The 17,359-nt window shown below is 45.0% G+C and carries 16 protein-coding genes; 1 reads left to right on the top strand and 15 read right to left on the bottom strand.

What is annotated here, in order from left to right:
- Window positions 1–475: 475 nt before the first annotated feature.
- Window positions 476–1,300 carry a flagellin N-terminal helical domain-containing protein gene (locus JV36_RS0107825; RefSeq protein ID WP_032094384.1) on the bottom strand — a complete coding sequence of 275 codons (825 nt, stop codon included), beginning with the start codon at window positions 1,298–1,300 and terminating at the stop codon, window positions 476–478.
- Window positions 1,301–2,187: 887 nt separating this feature from the next.
- Complete coding sequence (locus tag JV36_RS0107820) at window positions 2,188–3,009, bottom strand: flagellin N-terminal helical domain-containing protein (RefSeq protein WP_032094383.1); 822 nt, start codon at window positions 3,007–3,009, stop codon at window positions 2,188–2,190.
- A 239-nt stretch (window positions 3,010–3,248) separates the two neighbouring features.
- On the opposite strand from JV36_RS0107820, the gene JV36_RS0107815 reads away from it, so the two are divergent.
- Window positions 3,249–4,208 (top strand): hypothetical protein, encoded by a 960-nt coding sequence (locus JV36_RS0107815; RefSeq protein ID WP_052010003.1) that lies wholly within the window; start codon window positions 3,249–3,251, stop codon window positions 4,206–4,208.
- A 29-nt stretch (window positions 4,209–4,237) separates the two neighbouring features.
- On the opposite strand, the gene flgL is transcribed toward JV36_RS0107815, so the two are convergent.
- From flgL to JV36_RS0107750, 13 genes are all read right to left on the bottom strand, one after another.
- Window positions 4,238–5,461 carry a flagellar hook-associated protein FlgL gene (gene flgL / locus JV36_RS0107810; protein WP_032094382.1) on the bottom strand — a complete coding sequence of 408 codons (1,224 nt, stop codon included), beginning with the start codon at window positions 5,459–5,461 and terminating at the stop codon, window positions 4,238–4,240.
- Between the two features lie 7 nt (window positions 5,462–5,468).
- On the bottom strand, window positions 5,469–7,556 hold the full coding sequence (gene flgK, locus JV36_RS0107805; RefSeq protein ID WP_032094381.1) for a flagellar hook-associated protein FlgK: 2,088 nt from the start codon (window positions 7,554–7,556) through the stop codon (window positions 5,469–5,471).
- Window positions 7,557–7,570: 14 nt separating this feature from the next.
- On the bottom strand, window positions 7,571–8,527 hold the full coding sequence (gene flgJ, locus JV36_RS0107800) for a flagellar assembly peptidoglycan hydrolase FlgJ (protein WP_032094380.1): 957 nt from the start codon (window positions 8,525–8,527) through the stop codon (window positions 7,571–7,573).
- A 12-nt stretch (window positions 8,528–8,539) separates the two neighbouring features.
- Window positions 8,540–9,646 carry a flagellar basal body P-ring protein FlgI gene (locus JV36_RS0107795; RefSeq protein ID WP_032094566.1) on the bottom strand — a complete coding sequence of 369 codons (1,107 nt, stop codon included), beginning with the start codon at window positions 9,644–9,646 and terminating at the stop codon, window positions 8,540–8,542.
- 15 nt (window positions 9,647–9,661) lie between these two features.
- Window positions 9,662–10,354, bottom strand: a complete 693-nt coding sequence (gene flgH, locus JV36_RS0107790) for a flagellar basal body L-ring protein FlgH (RefSeq protein ID WP_032094379.1) — start codon at window positions 10,352–10,354, stop codon at window positions 9,662–9,664.
- A gap of 11 nt (window positions 10,355–10,365) precedes the next feature.
- Window positions 10,366–11,154, bottom strand: a complete 789-nt coding sequence (gene flgG, locus JV36_RS0107785) for a flagellar basal-body rod protein FlgG (RefSeq protein WP_032094378.1) — start codon at window positions 11,152–11,154, stop codon at window positions 10,366–10,368.
- An 86-nt stretch (window positions 11,155–11,240) separates the two neighbouring features.
- Window positions 11,241–11,984 (bottom strand): flagellar basal-body rod protein FlgF, encoded by a 744-nt coding sequence (gene flgF / locus JV36_RS0107780; protein ID WP_032094377.1) that lies wholly within the window; start codon window positions 11,982–11,984, stop codon window positions 11,241–11,243.
- A 210-nt stretch (window positions 11,985–12,194) separates the two neighbouring features.
- Window positions 12,195–13,580 carry a flagellar hook protein FlgE gene (flgE, locus tag JV36_RS0107775; protein WP_032094376.1) on the bottom strand — a complete coding sequence of 462 codons (1,386 nt, stop codon included), beginning with the start codon at window positions 13,578–13,580 and terminating at the stop codon, window positions 12,195–12,197.
- A 14-nt stretch (window positions 13,581–13,594) separates the two neighbouring features.
- Window positions 13,595–14,281 (bottom strand): flagellar hook assembly protein FlgD, encoded by a 687-nt coding sequence (locus tag JV36_RS0107770; RefSeq protein ID WP_032094375.1) that lies wholly within the window; start codon window positions 14,279–14,281, stop codon window positions 13,595–13,597.
- 31 nt (window positions 14,282–14,312) lie between these two features.
- Entirely contained in the window at window positions 14,313–14,735 is a 423-nt protein-coding gene (gene flgC / locus JV36_RS0107765; RefSeq protein ID WP_032094374.1) for a flagellar basal body rod protein FlgC, read from the bottom strand.
- 2 nt (window positions 14,736–14,737) lie between these two features.
- Window positions 14,738–15,169 carry a flagellar basal body rod protein FlgB gene (gene flgB, locus JV36_RS0107760; protein WP_032094373.1) on the bottom strand — a complete coding sequence of 144 codons (432 nt, stop codon included), beginning with the start codon at window positions 15,167–15,169 and terminating at the stop codon, window positions 14,738–14,740.
- Window positions 15,170–15,371: 202 nt separating this feature from the next.
- Entirely contained in the window at window positions 15,372–16,202 is an 831-nt protein-coding gene (locus tag JV36_RS0107755) for a CheR family methyltransferase (RefSeq protein WP_032094372.1), read from the bottom strand.
- A gap of 15 nt (window positions 16,203–16,217) precedes the next feature.
- Complete coding sequence (locus tag JV36_RS0107750; RefSeq protein WP_032094371.1) at window positions 16,218–17,147, bottom strand: chemotaxis protein CheV; 930 nt, start codon at window positions 17,145–17,147, stop codon at window positions 16,218–16,220.
- Window positions 17,148–17,359 lie beyond the last annotated feature (212 nt).

Raw genomic sequence — 17,359 nt, 5'->3', positions numbered from 1 at the left:
GGACAACCAAAGATTCGTTGTCAAAGATAATAAATTGGGCTTACATGAAGCGGTATCCGGTTGCAGTGTAAATAAGACGGGCTCTAATGCAGCCTACGGCCAATTAAAAATATGACCGAGTAAAGCTAAACTGCTACTTAAAATTAAATGAGAGTTTTAAATGAAGTTGGCATCAAAGATGCTTTATTGTATGTGGGTTCCAGCGTTGCTCTACTGGAGTTTGAAATTGGTGGGATGTTTCGGCGATTATAAAAAAAAGGCCGAGACATAATATCTCGGCCAATTTGCTCACGTTAGGAGATTGAGCAAAATTAGTTTCTGTCGGCTGGCAGGGTTTAGTAGGACAAACTGGCCTCTCAACCAACGCTTCTACACTCTCAGTCCTGTTAGTCGGCGCTTTCTTAAAGGTGCGACCTCTCGGTCGCATTCCTTTTTAGGGGATGGCCTCTCAACTCCTTCCTAAAGCGTCGTATCTTTATCCTCCAAGAAGTGACAATGCAGCTTGCGGACGCTGGTTAGCTTGCGACAATACTGTAGTAGTTGCCTGCTGAAGTATCTGATTACGGGTCAATTCTGCCGTCTCAGCGGCAAAATCTGTATCTTTGATTCGTGATCTCGCCGCAGACACATTCTCGGATATGTTGCTTAGGTTACGAATAGTCGATTGGAATCTATTTTGAGTTGCCCCTAATTCGGCGCGAGTACTTCCAATTATTGATAACGCAGCATCAACATCTGTAAGCATAGCAGATGCAGCACCTGCGGATAATACGTCACCATCTATCCCTAACCCTGAAGCACCAAAGCCACCAGCTCTTGAAAGATTGACACTGATTTTCTGATTTGCATTAGCACCAACCAAAAATGATGCAGAGTAACCGCCAGTCAATAAACTTACTCCACCGAATTCCGTTGTAGAACCAATACGAGACATTTCGGTTCTCAATGCTGCAACTTCTTCGTTCAACGCAACCCTATCAGCAGTGTTGTTTATTCCATTCTGTGACTGAATCGCAAGAGTTCTGATTCTCTGAAGGGCATTAGTTGTTTCTTGTAATGCACCTTCGGCAGTTTGTGCTAGAGAAATACCATCATTTGCATTTCTAACAGCCTGATCCAGTCCCTGTATTTGGGAAGTCATTCGGTCAGTTATCTGGAGTCCTGCAGCATCGTCAGCAGCACTGTTGATACGGAAACCGGATGATAGGCGTTCAAATGCGGTGTTCAGATTATTACTTGTTGTGAATAGTTGACGCTGGGCATTCAGCGATGACACATTGGTGTTTACAAATAGACTCATGGGGTCTCTCCTAACAGTTTCGAGTAATTGCGCTATTGGTTTTATTATTTGCGCGTTTTATTAAATTCTTGGCACAGTGCATGCTTGATTTAAGTCGTCAGTTTTATCTGACACTTCATCGGCACACTACTGATGAAGTTTGCTAAACGGAGAAGTTTTCTTCTCTTTGCTGGCTGGTGAGATTGATGTTCCAGACCTCAAACCTCTCACTACCTCCTGGCTTCATTCTCGCCTGTCAGCAGCTCCAACCCTTCTAACAAACCTTCCTATTTATCGACATTAAAACACAATTACTTTAGAACTTTTTAAACTGCACTTTTAGCATCTTAATAGGTTGATTTTCCTAACCTTTAATTTCACTTACTTTATTTACTTTACGTAAATAGGGTCTTGCTTAGTGCCCTACTATTGTTGTTATTGGCACTTGGGAAGTAAAAATGTTCTTTATCTCCCCTTTGTAATAGTTATCGTCCTATTACCGATTTTCCTTTAGCGTTTTTTGCCGCCTGAGACGAAAAAAAAGTAAAATTTTTAAAAACCGATGATTTTCATGACATTACGAGCCAATTAAAATCATAAAGTTGAGATTGAGACGCAGAGAAATTAAGACTTTGTGGGTAAAACAGCTTATGTGAAGGTAATAAAAGGCAGTAGTGAAAACGTTTTTTCAATGCGGGATGAGAATTAATAGGTTACAAGGAGCTGAAAACACGTATTCGCTTTCTAGAGGAAAACAGAATGGGAAAAGTATTTGGTAGTATCTTGATACTCTAGATAAAAAAGCCAGTAATTGAATTACATTCAATTACTGGCCATTTAGATAGATAACAAGCTCCGGGTCACTACCCCCTGGCTCCATCCTCGCTGTAGTCGATGGCTTAGAGCGCTTAACCTAGAAGCTGTAATGCTGCCTGTGGGCGCTGATTCGCCTGTGCTAATACAGTGGTGCTTGCCTGCTGTATAATCTGATTTCTCGTGAGACTCGCAGTCTCAGCTGCAAAATCTGTATCTTTGATTTGCGAACGTGCCGCTGATACGTTTTCGGAAATATTGCTCAGATTCCTAATAGTTGACTGAAATCTATTTTGCAACGCACCTAACTCTGCGCGTGTACTCCCAATTACCGATAGCGCTGAATCTATTTCTGCCAGCATGCTTGAAGCACCGCCCGCCGATAAAACGTCGCCATCGATTGATAGACCATTTGCGCCAAAGCCACCAACTCTTGACAAATTTACACTGATCTTTTGATTAGCATTTGCGCCTACAAGGAAAGTAGCTGAGAAGCCACCCGCAAGTAATGATACTCCACCAAACTCTGTAGTACTGCCAATTCTAGACATCTCCTGACGCAATGCTGATACTTCTTCCTGAAGAGCAACCCTGTCCGCTGTGCTGTTAATTCCGTTTTGCGATTGTACGGCTAGAGTACGTATGCGTTGTAGTGCATTTGTTGTTTCCCCTAGTGCACCTTCTGCAGTTTGGGTTAACGAAATAGCATCATTTGCATTGCGTACAGCTTGATCCAAGCCTTGAATTTGTGATGTTAAACGATCCGTAATCTGCAAACCTGCAGCATCATCAGCAGCGCTGTTGATGCGAAAACCTGAAGACAAACGCTCAAATGACGTATTCAAAGAATTGCTAACATCGAATAACTGACGTTGTGCATTCAATGATGATACATTGGTATTGACGAACATAGACATAAAGTCTCTCCTACACTCTCAGTCCAGCGTGGGCTGGCTGTCGGGTTTTCCGACGTTTTGTTTTAGTAGTCATCAACACCTGAGGGGTAATTGATGAACTGGCTCTCTCAGAAACTGTATCGACAATATGTAACTTCCCTTTAGAAAAAATTACGATTATTGCCGATTAGCGGTAACATATTGCCGCTTATTGCCTGAATTAAACGCCGTAACTCTCGGATTTTTATAGGAGAAATTTAGTGCTGGATAAATTGAAAATACTTGAGGTCACTCAGATATCAGCGCCCGCACCTCATGCTGCCTTTACTGATTTATGCACTGACCCTTTTGATAATTCAGATTCATCGCTATTTTGCACCTACCGCGAGGCTGACAACCATGTCAGCCCTAACGGCAAAATTATCGTTTTACAGATAAATAAAAATACATTGCAGCCATTCAACTCTTTGGCATTGGAAATACCAGGCACAGATCTTAGGGATCCAAAACTCTCATTCGATGGCAAACGTCTTATCATCACCGCTTATGCCAAAACTGTTTTAGAAGACAGTAGCCTTTCACGTCATATGGTGAGCTATAGCTCTGACACAGGATTATTCTGGCATGGACCACACTATTTTGGCGACGACGCTTGGTGGATTTGGAATTGCGATTGGTTTAAAACAACGGCATACGGGTTTGCCTATAATCGCAAAGCGCAATCTATAAGCCTGTATAGGGGCAATCCTTTAAACACAATGACATGCTATCAAGACAATGTATTTGGACTTGAAAAATCAGACAAAGGCTACCCCAATGAGAGTGCGCTTTCCTTTGACGAAAAGGGTAATGCGAGCGTCTTTTTACGCCGAGATGCCGACACGTACAGCGCTCAATTTGGATACGCAAATCCACCTTACACAAACTGGGAATGGCATGATTTAGACATTTACATCGGCGGACCAGCAGCAGTTATGTTGGAAGTTGGGAATTTTGTTGTCGCAGGTAGACACATTGAATGGGAGGACGATATTTTCAGTACTCGATTATGGCATTTTGATGTTAAATCAAAAAAGCTCACTGAGCTCATTACTCTTCCAAGTGGCGGTGATACCAGTTATCCAGGCTTGGTACTTGATAACGATATTCTTTACGTATCCTATTATTCGAGTCATTGCGATGAAGAAGCACGGGTTTACCTAGCTAAATTGAGCATGTAAATCCGCGTCAATAACCTATTTAACGCATCTTAAATAAAGTTAAATAACGACAAGTTGGTTATTTTTGGAAATGTAGCAAGGGCGGCATTTAATGCTGTCTCTTGTTGAGCAAATTTAGTCGACGCTTCAGCGTAGTCTACATCTTGAATGGATGAGCGCGCGGCTTTAGCTGCAATTTCCATATCCAGATTAGTTTCATACGATGATTCTGCAATGTTCAGTCGACTTCCGATGGACGCCCGTTCTAGAGAAATTCGCTCTAAGCCGTTATCTAGCCCTACCAATGCATCGGCAATAGACTCTTGCAGTGCGCCGTTATCAATGGTGCTGTCTAGCAGAATCTCTTGAATCTCATGAATTGCCTGAGCCATGCTCTTCTTTTCTGGCGTATCCAGAGAGAAATCTATACTGTTGCCGGCAACGGCAGTAGCCTCAAATTGCATGCCTTTTATGGTGAAAGGTTGGCCCGATGTAAAGCCTACTGTATCCACTACTGCGCCCGTACCTTGATTAACAAGTTCGGCTTGCCCACCGGCCAAGAAATTCACCCGATAGTTATTATTAGCTGCATTCACAGGGTCGAAGTTTTTATCGAAAAACGTATCGAATGTTCCCTGCTCTTTTACCGTCGCGCTTTCTAAATTGCCTACAGCACTTCCTGTCACTGAAAATTTAAAACGAGACAGCACGTTTTCAAACACATCATAGCCATTGCTGGTTGACTGAATTTTTGAGCTATTTGAAAGTTGGATAAAACTGACACCGGCATCACCGGCAAAGGAAACGGCATTGCCGGTAGATGCAGGATTAAAGGAAAACGCCTGATTGCCTGACTGATAACCTGCATAGAGGTAATTTCCGTCGGCATCTTGCGTGTTCATCAAATCTAAAACTTCTAATTTTATCTGTTCTAGCTCTGCACCAATGGCCCGTTTATCAGGGTCGGCTAAAATGCCGTTACCAGATTGAACAACCAGTGTTCTAGCACGATTGATAGAATTGGTGATATTCGTCAGTACTGCTTCTTGCTGTTCTAAAGACCCTGTTACTAGGTCGTTGTTGCGCTGAAATTGAGTAAGCTCGTCCACTTCTTCGGTTAAACGCAGTACCTTTGCCGCACCAACAGGATCGTCACTCGGAGCAATAATTCGCTTACCTGACGCAAGTTGCTCTTGAGTCTTAGACAGCTCGGTCTGATTGTTCATTATTGAACGAACGTTTTGGTCGTAAATTTGATTTGTAGTTATGCGCATTTTTTAACTACCTCGCAGACTGTAGAATAGTGTTAAACAGCTCTTGTGCGGTGGTAAGAATACGAGCCGCCGCAGCGTAACTTTGCTGATACCTAATCAAGTTGGCAGCCTCTTCATCCAAACTCACTCCAGAGACTGACTGAAACCAGTTTTCTGATTGCACCTGCATAGCTTCAGCAGACGCCAACGACACTTTGGCCATTGCAGCATCTTCACCGATACGACCTACCATTGACGCATAGGCATCTTGAAAAGTACGAGGTGTATTTGTGGCTTCACTGCTCACTTGAACTAAATTCTCATTTTGTAATGCCGCAAGATTAAGCGCATTGCTGTTATCGTTAAAACCGTCGGTATTATAGGCGAGTGAAAAGCTATCACCGGCTCTTGGAACGCCGTCTAAACTTATATCGTAGCCTGGGTAATCAGTTAAACCGCTTAGTCCTGCTGGCCACGTACCGCTATTTTTTGCCTGTTCAATCAGGTTGTTTAAATCCGTTGTTCCGGTAACGCTTGCCATTACAGCTCCGGTTCCATCAACAACATCAAACGTGTCTGGGGCAGTGAACACAATTTGAGCGGGCGCTCCCGTATCAATACCACCGGCACCATCAAAGGCGGAGCGGTCGATACCTGCACCCACGGTAGTATTAGATACGCCTACATTCACCACACTTGCATCACCTAAGTTTGTACTGTCGGCTTGACCGCGAACGGGTGTTGCAAATGCCAAATCTTCTGGTCGCATTGTGCTGAAATCAATTTTTGACGCTATCGTTTTTGTAGGCTGTATAAGGAATTCGTTGCCTACCGTGTAGCTAGACGTTCCTGCAAAATCCACTTCAATTCCACCTGGCAGTTCGTTAAAGCCAGAGGAAACAGGAAAGTTTGAAAACACGATGTCGTTACCAGAGCCATCTTTCTTTGGTGTTCCGTCTGCATTTAAAAACGTTATTTCCAGCTCACTGGGTGCTCCGGCGGAAACTGCAGTTACTTCAATTTTGTAATCAGCATCTGTTAGTTCTGCGCCCATACCTTCGGTAACTTGCGCTGTGACTACGTAATCACCATTAGTGTCTGCGTATGCTAGGCCGCGAAATGAGGGGATATCGAAAATATTACTTCCAAGCTGGCCGTCTAGGTCCATACCTAGCTTATTCTGCTCGTTCATAGCGTCTGCAAAAGCGATAGACAGCTGACCAACGTCTCGCATTGTGGGCCCAAGCACTTCGTTTCGATAACCGAATAGTCCACCAAGTGCACCGCCTAAATCACTTTCCTGAATTCGCAGTGACGCGTCGCCTTTTGTTTGCGAACCAAAGTTGGTTTGCAGAGTTAACTGCTTTAACGACAGGTCAGCATCGGTGTTAACTTCAAATAAGTTAAACGCGCCGTTTTCCAACACCAAGGATTCACCAGAGGTTAAGTTGATGGTAACCGCACCGTTTTGTGTCTGACTTTCCTTAACATTAATACCCATAATTGACGATAGCTCATCAACGGCTTTGTCTCTCTCATTGAGCAGTGCTGATGGTTGATCGGCTGTGCTGTTTCCATTAGCAATAACAATATTTCGGTTTAAATCACCGATATTGCCAATAAGGGTATTGGCGCGATTAATCAAAGAAGTAAACTCTAAGTTGAGCTCCTCCTCTTTTTCAATCATGTAGTCAGACAGGGTTCTCATACGCTGAAACAACGACTCCGACTTGCCAAGTACTTGCTCTCGAGACGCCAAGTTTGTTGGGTCGTCAGCAGCAGTCTGTAGCGCAGAAAAGTATTCGCTCATCCCTTTTGAAATAGAGTTTGCATCACCCGCAAGCAAATTATCGATAGCCGTAGTTTTTGATGAAAATGCCTCAAGCTCTCCAACCGAGGTTATGTCGCGACGAAGTTGATTTTGCGCAAACACGTTGATAATTCTTTCTGTATTGCCAATTTCAACACCAAACACTTGGCTGTTATTCAGCTCTGTGCGCTCGCGTACGTATCCAGGTGTGTTTACATTGGCAATATTATTACTGGTTGTTTGCAACAACTTTCCACTGGCATTAACGCCACTGGTTGCAAGAGAAAATAAGTCAACTGAACTCATGGTGTATGCCTCCCCTATCTCTGCGGTATCAGCGCATTAAGTCTATCGCTGTTGTAAACAGACATGATCTTATTGGCGTAGTGTGGGTCGGTTGCATAACCTGCGTTCTGCAATGCTTGGGTATACTCTGTGGCATTACCTGCAGCTTTCACTGCGTCACTGTAGCGTGGCTGCGTAGCAATAAATCGTCCATAGTCATCCATTGCATCTTCAATAGAGCTGTATGCTCTAAACGCTGCTTTTTGTTTCTGTGGAACCAAACCGTTGAATTCAAGCGTGTCAACTACGGCCTGCTCTCCTTTCCACTCGCTATTTGCTTTTATTCCAAATAGGTTATGGGAGCTTTTACCGTCGGCTGAGTGAATAACAAATTTTCCCCAACCGGTTTCAACCGCAGCTTGCGACACTATCGCTTTTGCATCCATGCCATACTTTTCAGCTATTTTTTCAGCATGTGGCATAAGTGACTCAACAAATTGCTCAGGACTATCGAACATCGCTTCCTTATGAGCACTTTTGCTGCCCATAGAGTGCGAGGATAACGCTACATCTTGTGCCTGAGATATAGACTCAGCGCGGTGTTGATTAAGCGAAGATAAATTGCCGTCGCTGCGTATAACGCTAGCTGGCGTGTAGCTTTCTTCGGTTTGGCCAAGCTGCTTCACAATCACATCGGCAAGACCCATTCCACCGCCAGCGGTCAAATCCGTGGCTAGCTGTTGGTCGTGCATATCGCGATAAAACTTTACTTGCTGTGAATTAAAAGGGCTGTCTTCGTCGGCTAATGCGTCTTGAGCTTTACGCATGGACTTAAGCATCATCTGTACAAAAATCGCTTCGAACTGCTCTGCTGCTTCTTGCAATACAGTTTCATCGCCCGACGCTATGGCTTCGCGCATCTTGTTGATGCTGCCCATATCGTGAACGTTGCGTGCCATATCAAGCTGGCCTTTTGTGCTGAGTGCGTCCATTATCGTAAGCCTCTAAATAATAACCAGTTCGCCGCGTAATGCGCCGGCCTGCCTTAATGCCTCAAGGATTGCCATTAAATCGCCCGGTGCTGCGCCCACTTCGTTTACTGCTCGCACTAGTTGGTCAAGCGTTACGCCTGGCTCAAACTTAAACATTCGGCTGTCGGCTAAATCTACGTCAACGATAGATTGTGTGGTAACTACTGTTTCGCCATCTGCGAAAGCGTTTGGCTGGGCAACCTGCTGGTTTTCTGAAATAGTGACAGTTAGCCCTCCATGAGTTATCGCGGCAGGAAGAAGACGTACCTCGCTACCGATAACAATGGTGCCGGTTCTGCTGTTAATAACCACACGAGCAGGAGCCTCGGCAGGGGTAAATTCAAAGTTTTCTAATGTGGCGAGAAAGCCTACACGCTGTCCTGCATCTCGGGGAGCCGATACTCGAACAGAGGCAGCATCAATGGGGGTAGCAATGACATAGCCATTTTCTGGCTGCGCACCTAAGCGTTCGTTAATGGTGTCTGCCAGCGATTTCGCTGTAGTGAAATCTGGATAGTGAAGGTTAAGCGTTAACGAATCACCATTTGCAAAACCACTTGGCACTTCTCTTTCCACCATGGCGCCGTTTGGAATACGTCCTACCGTAGGTGTGTTAACCACAATTCGCGAGCCATCGCCACCCTCAGCACCAAAACCACTGACCACTAAACTTCCTTGGGCCACGGCATATACTTCGCCATTTACACCACGAAGAAAGGTTTGTAGTAGAGAGCCGCCTTGAAGGCTTTTCGCTTCGCCCACCGACGAAACGGTGACATCAATTGTTTGACCGGGCTTGCTAAATGCAGGAAGCTCCGCATGTACTGCAACGGCCGCAACATTACGAACGTTAGGTCGCACGTCGGCACCTAAGCGGATACCAAAATTGGCGAGCATGGTTCTAAAACTTTGTTCAGTAAACGGATTCTGCTCGCCCGTTCCAGGCAAACCTACCACCAGTCCGTAGCCTATTAACTGGTTAGAACGTACACCTTGAATAGATGCTACGTCTTTGATCCTTTGAGCATTGGCTGCGCCTGAAAGGCATAAAGCAACAAATAAACATGTTAAAGCACGCATAAGAAACCCCATCATTTATAGCGGCCACCAAGTAGAAGAGAAGAACTTACCTAGCCATCCTTTCTCTTGTGCATTGGCAAATGATCCAGTACCACTATATTGAATGCGCGCATTTGCTATGCGCGTAGATTCAACCTGATTGTCTGGGTCGATATCGAGCGGTCTAACTATCCCGGTTAACCGAATATATTCATCGCCGTGGTTTAAGGTCATCCACTTCTCACCCCGCACCACAAGATTGCTGTTTGGCAAAACATCCACAACGGTGACAGAGATACTGCCTTGAAGGCTGTTTGTTTGGTTAGCTGCAGCATCACCGGCAAAATCGTTTGAGCCATCAATGCCAAGCTGTATGGATTCACGACCTATATTTACCGCGTTACCACCTAACCCAATAATAGGGTCAAGCTCGGCAGAAGTTTCTCTTGATGTAGTCGTGTTTGCAGACTTAGTTGCCGCCGTATTTTCACTTAGCGTAACGGTGATGATGTCACCCACTTGACGCGCAGTGACATCAGAATAAAGGCTTCTTGCTAAATGACCGCGAAATAGTGAACCGTCTTCAATGATCGTTTCTCTGGGATAATCAGGAATAATTGGCGCATAAAAAGGATCGTTTGCCTGTACCGGTGTATCAGGCGTGCTCTCGCACCCTGTGACTACTGATAAAGCAACTAGCGCAGTAAAAAAATAACCGAAACGATACATAGTAAACACTCCTACAGCTGCTGAATGACTTGACCCAGCATTTGGTCAACTGATGAGATAACTTTGGAGTTCATTTCGTAAAGTCGCTGACTTTCAATCAAATTAACGAGCTCTTCCGTTACGTTGACGTTCGATGTTTCCAGCGCGCCCTGCGCTAACATCCCTAGGCCCTGAAGACCTGGAACACCTCGGTTGGGGAAACCGCTAGACACTGTTTCTGAATACAGATTTTGACCAATTGGCTGCAGGCCTGTTGGGTTAACAAAATCGGCAATGTTAATTTGTCCTAGCTGCTGAGGCTGAGCCTGCCCCCTTATGCTCACGCTTACTTGCCCGTCTTGAGAGATGGTAATTTGCTGTGCATCAGGTGGTATGGTTATCTGAGGCTGCAGTAAATAGCCCGCGCCAGAGGTCACAATTTGACCCTGATCGTTTAAACTAAACTGTCCATTTCTACTGTAGGCCGTTGTGCCGTCTGGCTGTAAAATCTCAAAGTAGCCGCGCCCTTGAATAGATAAATCAAGTGCGTTGTCAGTGGTTAGCAGATTGCCTTGAGTATGGGCTTTTTGCGTAGACACGACTTTCGAACCAGAGCCAAGCATAAGGCCTGATGGCAACTCAGTATCTGCAGACGACCTACCGCCTGGTTGGTTGATGTTTTGATAGAGTAAATCTTCAAATACGGCGCGGTCTTTCTTAAAACCTACCGTTGAGGCATTCGCTAAGTTGTTAGAAACCACAGCCACGTCAGTTTGAGCGGCATCTAATCCGGTTTTACTAATCCACAATGCTGGATGCATGTTAACCTCCAAACAACACGACGATACGTATTGCTGTTAAAGAAAAATATTAAAGAAAAATATTGAACAAAAATTGAAAACTGCTATTACAAAATTCTTAACATCATATTACCGCGGGTATCGAGCTCTTCCGCTTGCTTCATGACTTTTACCTGTAGCTCGTAGTGACGCTGAAGGCTTATCATATCTACCATTTCTTCAACGGCGTTTACGTTAGAGCCCTCAAGCATGCCCGACATCACTTTTACTTTAGCTGATGGGTCTGCCACCGAGCGGTCTTTCATATGAAATAAACCATCAGTGCCACGCTCCATATCCGAGTAGTTAGGGCTTACTAGCTTTAACCTGCCAACCGTCTCGATGACATTAGCCGGTGCGCCAACCTGTCTCATCGACAGTGTTCCGTCCGCAGCAATGGTCAGATTATCAAGAGGCACTGGCAAAAATAGCGGACCGTTATCCCCTAACACTGCGCGACCGTTAACATCTGTCAAAATTCCGTCGGTGCTTAATTTAAAGTTTCCGTTGCGTGAATAGGCCTCTTGACCGTCGTCGCCCTGAACAGCAAACCAACCGTCTCCTTGAATTGCCACATCTAAATCACGGTCAGTTTTAATCATAGGGCCAGATTCATAGTTATTAGACGGGCTTTCAGTCATTGAAAAAACACGGGTAGGCAAACCTTCGCCGTAGGCCGGCATTGCTCGTGCTTGCTCTAGCTGAGCTCTAAATCCTGTCGTTTGGGCGTTGGCCAAGTTATTCGAGCGAATACCTGTCGCCATAAGGTCTTGAGACGCACCGCTTGCTGCAATATAGAGAAGTTTATCCATGACTGACTTTTGACTCTGTTCAAACCATATACAAAGATTGCAAAGGTAGTGCCAGAATGGTGGGAGTTAGAGCGATGATTTTGACTAGAGTAAGGATATGTAACTAACGTTCTGATTTTAAGTAATAAAAAGCCGCAGATTCTATCTGCGGCTTTAATTTTGCTAGCTTTATTTTTCCACTTTAAGCTACTTCGCGCGATATCATTTCGCCTATCGGATATTCAAGATAGTCTGGTTAAGTGAGTTATTCACTTCCAGAGCTCGAGAGTTGGCCTGGAAATTACGCTGAGCGATGATCATGTCGATAAGCTCAGTGGTCAAGTTTACGTTGGCTTGTTCTAGTGATGATGAGTTTATTTCACCGTAGGTTCCGGTTGTTGCCTCACCCGCAAGAGCCTCGCCTGAAAGAATACTTTCTTTCCACTGAGTACCACTTTCCTGCGTTAGGCCTTGCTCATTAGAAAATCTAACTAGCGCAACGCGGACAATGGGCTCAGACGTACCGTTTGAGAAAGTTGCTCTTACCAATCCATCCGGCCCGATATCAATACCGGTCAAACGGCCTACTGGCAGGCCATCTTGCTCTAGTGACGTTACCTCGAATGCGGAAGCAAACTGAGTGGGTTCATTTGGCGTTGCATTGTTAACATCTAGATTAAAATCGATGCTAATTTGTTGGGTTGGATCTGAACCGTTTGCAAGAATCCCAGCGCCCAACGCTTCAGTTTGCATCTTAAAATCTAACGTGGGGAGACCATCTGGCGTCTCCATTCCGTTAAAATCACCACCTTGAGAAAACAGCAGTTTGGAGGCAGATACTGCATTACCTGTATTTCCGCCAACGGAATTCACCGCAGTTGCTGGGTCCGTATCTGCACCCGTAGAATCGGTCATGTCTACAAGCGTATCATCAACCGCTGTTGCCACATACCACTCGTTATCTGCCGTAGGTGCATTGTCCTTTATAAAGTAATACGTCATTACATGACTATCACCTAACGAGTCATACACTGTTACAGACGTTGCTGCGTTGTAGGTAAGGGGATCTTCTGGGTCAAAGTCCTGTGGATCTAGACCCACATCGCCCGCAGGTAGGTTCATTCGAATATCAACTTCAGACGTCTGCTGAGGTGAACCCGATGAATCAGGAATACGAACAGGTTCAGTGGTACTCAATGCAACAGAAGCGCTTGTTCCGTCGTTATTAACTGGGAATCCAAGTAGATTATCGCCCGCGCTGTTAACAACAAAATTATCGTCGTCCAGCTTAAATTGACCTGCACGAGTGAATGAAAAATCTCGCGAAGTTATTTCTGGGACCGTAGCAAAGAAGCCGTTACCCGTTATCGCGAGATCCAGTGATGTATTGGTGAACTGAAGACTACCTTGTGAAAATTGCTGAGCAACTTCCTGGGTAAGCACACCATCACCCACTTTGGTTTTACCACCTGCAAGTAATGATGCTGCGTACACGTCACCAAACTCTGCCCGTGATTCTTTGAAGCCAACAGTGTTGACGTTTGCAATGTTATTGGCGGTTACATCCAAATCTTTTTGCGCGGCTGATACACCGCTCAGTGCAATATTAAAAGACATTATTAATTCTCCTACTAACTGCCGATTTGAATGACGTCGTCAAGATTAATACTGACATCACCATCCAAATTCAAAATGACACCTTGACCGCTTCCAGCCAAGCTTACGCTACCTACATGACGATTGACCGCTGTGTTCAGCTGTACACCCTCGCCGTTTAATTCGCCCGTGGCGCTTATTACATATTCACCGGCACGCATGAGATTGCCCTGCTGATCTTTCCCATCCCAATCAAACTGGATGTTTCCTGCAGTTTGCGTTCCAGCATCAATCGTTTTGACAACTTCGCCAAACTGGTTCTCAATGCTTATCGTCATATTCTGAACAGTGCCTTCATTTACAACGACGCCAGAAATTCCTTCACCGTCGCTGCCTTTGAAACCAACGTTGCCTTGAACAAGCACGTTCTGACCAATCAAGCTGGAAGCCTGAAGCGCCTGATTCGACGTCATTGACGACGCAAACGTTTCAAACTTTTCGTTTAGCTGAGAGATACCATCAGCCATAGTAAACGATGTCATTTGGGCGACCATTTGGTCGTTGTCTACTGGCTTTGTTGGATCCTGATTAGCAAGCTGCTCTGTCAGCATCGAGAAGAAATCTTCTTGTGAAAGCTGCTGCTCCGTACCGTCAGCTATTTTCACCGTTTCCTCTTGCCAGTAGAGGTCGGTATTTAAGCCGGTGTTATTAATTGTGTTCACTGGTTTGTCCTCACATTAACCCAACCGCGCATTATTGCCCTTGCCCTAATTGCAATACTCGGCGGAAAATACGCTTCGTGGTGTCAGCCACTTGAACGTTTGTTTCGTAAGCTTTAGATGCCGACATCATGTTCGCCATTTCTTCGACGATATTCACGTTTGGCTTGTAAATATAGCCTTCAGCATCAGCCATAGGGTTGTTGGGCGAATACTCAACTTGTAAAGGCGCGTCGCTTTCTACGATACCTTTAACCTGAACTCCCACACCTTTTGACTGGCTGTTCATTGCATCTTGCAATGCTGATGCAAACACGGGGTGGCGTGCACGATAGGTCTCTTCGTAGCTGCTGCTCACTGAATTTGCATTTGCGATATTACTAGCCGTGGTGTTAAGGCGAACATTTTCCGCCTCCATACCCGTGCTTGATATCTGCATAACGTTAAATAAACCCATTGCTACTGCCCTCCAGAGCCTAGTGCTTTTTTCATGCCTTTAATCTTTCCGTTTAAGAACTGCAAACTCGCTTGGTAGCGAAGTCCGTTATCTAGGAAGCGATTCCTTTCAGACTGAACTTCAACAGTATTGCCATCACCCGTATCAGGTTGAGTAGGGATACGGTATTGCATGTCAAAATTTGCCGCGACTGACGAAGGATTGCCGCTTAGGTGGCGTTCATTGGTACGAACTAATCCACCAGTGCTTTTGTGTTGACCCTGAACACCTTCGTTCAGGGCTGACTGCATGGCTTTGTTAAAGTCGATGTCTTTTGCTTTGTAGCCAGGAGTGTTAGCGTTCGCTAGATTGCCAGAGATGACTTCCATCCGCTCAGTGCGGATCTTAAGCGCTGATTCGTGGAACCCTACTAACTTATCTAGATTGATCGCCATTGACTATGACCCCTAACTTTTCACCACCTTCTGATGCGTGTTGTCCCATCAGAAAGATATTAATTACCTTCTAGTGAAATAGTTAGCAAGGCGAGTGCCAGTTTGGATTTTGACGTTTGTTATTTTGCGGAATAAGAGGAACAGGTAATAAAAAAGCCTTTAAAATTCAGCTTTCAACTACCCTACCTTTTTTGATACTACTTTATCGTTTTTGGTAATAGAGGCCAGGTTGGCATTTAACCATAGAGTAAGTGTCGCTGGCTGAACTGATGGATTCAGAAGCGCCAAGGAAAAGAACGCCTTTTGGCTGCAGCTGGCCGGCAATTTGTTGCAGTATCCGCTGTTTCACGTCTGCAGAGAAATAAATGAGTACGTTACGGCAAAACACGATATCAAACCGGCCGAGGGCGGCATAGCTCGACAATAAGTTAAAACTTTTAAACGTCACCATGCGACGCACTTCTGGCTTTATCTGCATTCGCCCCATTTCGTGCTGCTGGAAAAACGTTTGTCTGCGCTGTGGAGAAAGTCCTCGCGCTAGAGACAGTTCATCGTAAACACCGAGCTCGCACTTAGACAGCATTTCAGATGACAAATCTGTCGCCACAATATCAACACCTCCTCTCAAGATGCCAGGACGCTGTCGCTGAAACTCTAAAATTGCCATTGCTATTGAGTAGGGTTCTTGACCTGAGGAACAAGCCGCACTCCAAATTTTGATATTCCTGTTGGTTTTGGCCAAATCAGGAAGTAAGTCTTTCACGAGAAGATCAAAGGGGTAGTTATCGCGAAACCACAAGGTTTCATTTGTCGTCATGGCATCGATCACGCTTTGCAGTAATCCGCGATCGTGACCGCGCACAACCACGTTGATCAATTCATCCGCAGAGCTATAGCTGTATTTATACAGCAAAGACGCCAGTCGACTTCGTACTAAATACTGCTTGTTTTCGCCAAGCACTATTCCACACTGCTTTTCTAAAAACTGCCTAAACTTTAGGTAGCCCTCTGGCGAAACCTCTTTATTAATCAATCCCTTGGTGCTCCGTTATTCGCATTCAGTCATTAGCCATTTTTGCACTGCGGTCGCTAGTTCGTCAGGGTGGAATTTTGCGATAAAGTCATCGGCGCCCACTTTCTGAACCATAGCCTGATTGAATACGCCGCTTAACGAGGTGTGAAGGACAACATGAAGCTTTTGCAGTTCAGGCGTATTCTTGATTTCTGCAGTTAACGTATAGCCATCCATTTCAGGCATTTCAATATCAGAAACTAAAACACCAACGCGTTTAGTAATATCGCCATACTCTTCGGCAATTTCTTTTAAACGCTTAAGCGCCTCAAGACCATTTTTGGCGAGCTCAATCTCAAGACCTAATGAAGTCAGCGCCTTTTTAACCTGATTTCTTGCGACTGTGGAGTCATCCGCAATAAAGATAATTTTGTTTTCTTGCCCTTCGGTAGTTAGCCCTTCAGCGACTTCTGAGCTGACTTCCGCATTCAGTGGAGAAATTTCGTTAAGTATTTTTTCAACATCGAGGATTTCAATGAGTTCGTTCTCAACTTCAGTTACTGCGGTGAGGTAACTTGCGCGCCCAGTCCCCTGAGGTGGCGGCATTATCGCGTCCCAGTTGGTATTAATGATGCGTTCTACCGCGCCCACTAAGAAACCTTGCACTGAGCGGTTGTATTCTGCAATTACGATAAAGGCGTTAGACAAGTCTTCTATTTTTCTGCCTTTCGTCGCCATGCTTAAATCGATAACGGAAATAGTCTGTCCACGTATATGGGCAATTCCCCGTACCAGAGGATTTAGCTTGGGCATGGAAGTTAACGGAGGGCACTGAAGCACTTCGCGAACTTTAAACACGTTTATGCCAAAGCGCTGACGTCCGTTTAGCCTAAACAATAATAATTCTAAACGATTCTGCCCCACAAGCTGCGTGCGCTGGTTAACTGAATCTAAAATCCCCGACATAAGTCACCTCTAGGTAATTCTGGGCATGAACATTGCGTTATCCAATAAGATAGACAAGATCACTTGGTTTTTGCAGGTTAAACGACAGAAAAATGACAGTATCGCCTAAAACTTTTAAAAGCAACTCTCAAAAGCGACTGACATTAGAAAGCTCGGTCGTGGTAACCCCGCATATTGTTACTAAGCATAGCCAATAACTCACGAACTGAACA

It is taken from the genome of Alteromonas sp. LOR, from assembly GCF_000753865.1.
Taxonomy (GTDB): Bacteria; Pseudomonadota; Gammaproteobacteria; order Enterobacterales; family Alteromonadaceae; genus Alteromonas.
Note: the sequence above shows the minus strand (reverse complement) of the source record. Positions and strands in the feature narration are given on the sequence as shown.